Annotated in this window: 5 protein-coding genes; 2 read left to right on the forward strand and 3 right to left on the reverse strand. The window is 73.8% G+C overall.

Annotated elements, in window-relative coordinates; translation table 11 throughout:
• Window positions 1–98: 98 nt before the first annotated feature.
• Both HW578_RS23775 and HW578_RS23780 read left to right on the forward strand, forming a co-directional pair.
• Window positions 99–788, forward strand: a complete 690-nt coding sequence (locus HW578_RS23775; protein WP_198373188.1) for a J domain-containing protein — start codon at window positions 99–101, stop codon at window positions 786–788.
• A gap of 263 nt (window positions 789–1,051) precedes the next feature.
• Complete coding sequence (locus tag HW578_RS23780; RefSeq protein WP_198373189.1) at window positions 1,052–1,807, forward strand: YbaY family lipoprotein; 756 nt, start codon at window positions 1,052–1,054, stop codon at window positions 1,805–1,807.
• 86 nt (window positions 1,808–1,893) lie between these two features.
• Here HW578_RS23780 and HW578_RS23785 read toward each other — a convergent pair whose 3' ends face one another.
• From HW578_RS23785 to HW578_RS23795, 3 genes are all read right to left on the reverse strand, one after another.
• On the reverse strand, window positions 1,894–2,529 hold the full coding sequence (locus HW578_RS23785; RefSeq protein WP_198373190.1) for a hypothetical protein: 636 nt from the start codon (window positions 2,527–2,529) through the stop codon (window positions 1,894–1,896).
• A gap of 63 nt (window positions 2,530–2,592) precedes the next feature.
• Entirely contained in the window at window positions 2,593–3,078 is a 486-nt protein-coding gene (locus HW578_RS23790) for an RNA pyrophosphohydrolase (protein WP_198373191.1), read from the reverse strand.
• Window positions 3,075–3,983, reverse strand: a 909-nt coding sequence (locus tag HW578_RS23795; protein ID WP_232479240.1) for a divergent polysaccharide deacetylase family protein, incomplete at its 5' end; no start/stop codon positions are given. The genes HW578_RS23790 and HW578_RS23795, both read right to left, overlap by 4 nt.

The raw sequence follows: 3,983 nt of genomic DNA on the forward strand, positions 1-3,983 counted from the left end.
GCGGTCTTCGCCGCCGGCGGGCGGGCGGCGCTGGCCGCGCTGCCGGGGACTGCGGCGGCGCGCATCGCGGGGCAGCTGCCCGCGCCGAAGGGTCGCGCATGAGCTGGATCGCGCTCGGCGCGCTGGCGCTGCTGGTGCTGCTGGGGCTGCTGCGCGCCTTCGCCAGCGCGTCGGTCGTCGCGGTGAAGAAGACCCTGGCCTGGATCACCGGCGGCGTCGGCCTCGTGCTGGTGGCGGCGCTGCTGTTCAGCGGGCGGGGCTTCCAGGCCATCTGGTCGCTGATGTTCTTCGCCCCTCTGCTGATCCAGGCATGGCGGTCGTGGCGGACGGCGCGGACCTTCTCGCGCGGGGGGCAGGCCAGCCCGGGCCAGGAAAGCCGCGTCGAGACCACGACGCTCGAGATGGTGCTGCACCACGACAGCGGGCGGATGACCGGCACGGTGAAGCGCGGGCGCTACGCCGGCGCCGATCTCGCGGATCTCGACCTGCCGATGCTGCGCGCGCTGCTCGCCGAATGCGCGGCGGAGGATCCTGAAAGCGTGCCGCTGATCGAGGCCTGGCTCGACCGCGCGCAGCCCGAATGGCGCGACATCGCGCCGCCGCCCGAGGATGGCCCGCTGACGCGGACCGAGGCGCTTGCCATCCTGGGCCTGGCCGAGGGCGCGACCGAGGCCGAGATCCGCGCCGCGCATCGCCGCCTGATGCGCAGCGCCCATCCCGACCAGGGCGGCAGTGCCTGGCTGGCCGCGCGGCTGAACGCGGCGCGGGACCTGCTGGTGGGCGGCTGACGGATCGTTCGGGAATGTGGCCTTCGGCGCATTCCGGCGCCGGCTTGCTCCCGTTTCGGCAGCCTGCGGATCCCGGATGGATGACCGGGTCGGGCAGCGGGGGGGGCCGGCATTCCCGAACGGTCGCCGAGGCCGGCGTGCCGCGCGCCGCAGCGCTGCGGCCCCGGCGCGATGCAGGTGCTGCATGTCCCGGATCGCCCTGGTCATCGGCTGCGGCGCATCGCCGCCGCAGTGTCGCCATGCGCCGACGGCAGGCTTCCCGCATGAACGCCACGCGCCGCGCGGCCATCGCCGTCCCCTTCGTCGCCCTCGCAGCGCCCGTCGCCACCCTGGCGCAGGACGGCACGATCACCGGCACCGCCACCTACCGTGAGCGTATCGCCCTGCCGCCCGGCGCGGTGTTGGAGGTGGAGCTGCGCGAACTCTCACGCGCCGACGCGCCCGCGCCGGTCCTGGCCACCGCGCGGATCGAGACGACCGGGCAGGTGCCAATTCCCTTCACCCTGCGCTTCGACCTGGCGCGCATCGACCCGCGCGGCCGCTACACGCTCGCGGCGCGGCTGTCGGTCGGCGGGCAGGTGCGCTTCCGCAGCGACAGCGCGCATCCGGTGCTGACGCAGGGTGCTGGGTCCACGGCCGAGATCCTGCTGGTCGGCGCCCGGCCGCAGGCCGTCGCGTCCGAGGACCTCGCCGGCGCGCCCTGGGTCGCGCAGGAGATCGGCGGGCAGCCGCTGGCCGGCACCGTCCGCGCCGACATCACCTTCGACGTGCAGGGCCGCGCGCACGGCACCGGCGGCTGCAACCGCTTCAATAGCGGCTACGAGTTGCAGGGCAGCGCGCTGCGCTTCGGCCCGGCGGCGCAGACAAACATGGCCTGCGCCGAGGCGGCTATGGAGCAGCAGGCGCGCTTCCACGCCGCCCTGGCCGCGGTGCGCGGCTGGCGGATCGAGGGCGGGCGGTTGTTGCTGACCGACGCCGCTGGCGCGGTCGTCATGCGCCTGGTGGCAGGGCTGCGCTGACGGAAAGCTCGAGACGGCGCCGTCGGGAGAATCCGAGATCGGGCACCGGTCCGGTGCCGAATGTGTCAGCCAGTCCTTGAGCTCCCTCAGCGTGGCCGGCGCACGATCTCCGCGCCGGGCTTTTGCGGGCGGAACCGGTATACCTTGCCCGTCCAGGGTCCCTCGGAGCATTCGCCGCGCATCTCGAGCTCGCGCCGTGCGGTGGCGCCGGCGTCGTTCCAGTCCTCCATCAGACCGTCATCCGACATGCCGCCGAGCCAGAACAGGCCGCAGGGGCCGGGCTGCGCCGTGTCGGAGCCATAGACGTCGACATTCAGCATGTCGGCGATGCCATGGCACAGCGCGGCACCGCTGCGTGCGGCCGGGAGCGTGTCGGTCGGCTTCCCGCCGGGGTTGGTAACGATCCAGCACGCGCGCAGTTCGATGGATGGGTTCGGCCCAGCGAAGCGGCCGACCAGCGGTCGAAGCTTGTGCAGGTCCCGGGTGCCGATGCCGGTCTTGCCGAGCTTGATCCACCATTCGCCATCAGTGCTGTGGCCGCTGTGGCAGATCAGGATCAGGCGCCCGATCGGCACCGCGTCGGCGGCAACGGACAGGCGCGAGATGACGTCCTCGGTGCTCAGGTCGCTTTTGTGGTGGGCGAGAAGATCCGTGCTGCCCGCATTCTCGATGCTGGTGCCGATGCGCGTGTCGAGCACGCGGTAGGTTGCTGGTGCGGCCATGGTGCGCTCCGTTCGCCACGGCGTGATCCTGGCACGCTGCGGTTCGCGCCGCTGTGATGCGCTTCACCCCGCGAAGCGCGCGAATTCCTCCGCCAGGTCCTGGTAGATGGCGCGCTTGAAGTCGACCGCGAGCGCCGGCAGGTCGGCCAGCCGCGCCCAGCGCCAGGCGTCGAATTCCGGATGCGGGTCGAGGTCGAGCCGGATATCCGAATCCGTCCCGGTGAAGCGCAGCGCGAACCATTTCTGCCGCTGCCCGCGATACTTCCCGCCCAGCGCCTGGCCGATCAGGTGCGCGGGCAGGTCGTAGGTCAGCCAGCGCGGATGCTCGGCGAGCAGCGTCGCCTTCGCGGTGCCGACCTCCTCCTCCAGTTCGCGGAACACGGCGATGGCCGGATCCTCGTCGTCGTCGATGCCGCCCTGGGGCAGCTGCCAGCCGCCGGGCGCGCCTTCGGCATTCGGCAGGTCGGCGCGGCGCGCCACCAACACCAGCCCGGACGGGTTGAACAGCACGGCGCCGACATTGGCGCGATAGGGCAGCGCGGTGGTCATGGCGCGCTCACCGGGCGGATGGACGGGGGATCGCCGGCGGGCGCTTCCGGGCGGCGGATCAGGGCGGAGACGGGGGCCAGCACCAGTCCGCGCTGGTCGAGCCCTGCCGCCCAGGCGGCGATGCCGTCCACCAGCACCGGGGTCGGCGCCCCGGCCAGGCCCAGCGCCGTGCCACGGTCGCGCGCGACCTGCTCCAGCTCCGCCAGGCGGCGGTCGATCTCGTGGCGCGTGCGCGCCGGTTCGTCGAGCACGATGTCCACCCCCCGCCCCCAGGCCCGCGCCGGCGAGGGCGCGCCGGGCCGCGGGTCGACATAGAGCAGGCCGCGGCGGAACAGGGCCTCCTGCACGGCGCCGATCGCCTCTGGCAGGGCGGCGAAGCGCTCGCCGCGCATGCCGGCCACCACGCCGATGGCGCCGACATAGCCCTGGAAGCGCGCCAGCGACCAGTCGAGCTGGTCGAGGTTGTCGGCGATCGGCCGCCCGGTCAGAAGGGCGCGGTCGCCGGGATCGTTGAGCGGGTAGCCGATGGGCTCGAGTGGGATGGCGACCAGCGTCTCAATGCCGCGTTCGCGGGCGCGCTCGGCCGCCTGGCCAGGGCGCAGCGCATAGGGCGAGACGGCGAGGGCGACGGCCGGCGGCAGGCGGCGGATGGCGTCCTCGGTCGTGCTGGCGGACAGGCCGATATCCGCCACCACGATGCCGATGCGCGGGCGGGTGTCGCTGCGGTCGAAGGCGCGGCCATAGGCGCGGATCGAGGTGCGCCCATCGGCGCCGATGCGCGGCAGCATGCCATGGCGCCCGGCTTCCTGCAGGGCAGGATCGGGCGGGGGGATCGGCCTTGGCACCGGGCGCGACGTGGCGGCGGGCGCCGGCAGGGGCGGCGGGCCCGGGCCGGGCGGGGTAGC

This window comes from Roseomonas rosulenta (assembly GCF_016106005.1).
Lineage (GTDB): Bacteria > Pseudomonadota > Alphaproteobacteria > Acetobacterales > Acetobacteraceae > Neoroseomonas > Neoroseomonas rosulenta.

Coding starts and splice junctions, on each gene's coding strand:
- HW578_RS23775 (WP_198373188.1), top strand. CDS start 99: ATGAGCTGGATCGCGCTCGGCGCGCTGGCGCTGCTGGTGCTGCTGGGG.
- HW578_RS23780 (WP_198373189.1), top strand. CDS start 1,052: ATGAACGCCACGCGCCGCGCGGCCATCGCCGTCCCCTTCGTCGCCCTC.
- HW578_RS23785 (WP_198373190.1), bottom strand. CDS start 2,529: ATGGCCGCACCAGCAACCTACCGCGTGCTCGACACGCGCATCGGCACC.
- HW578_RS23790 (WP_198373191.1), bottom strand. CDS start 3,078: ATGACCACCGCGCTGCCCTATCGCGCCAATGTCGGCGCCGTGCTGTTC.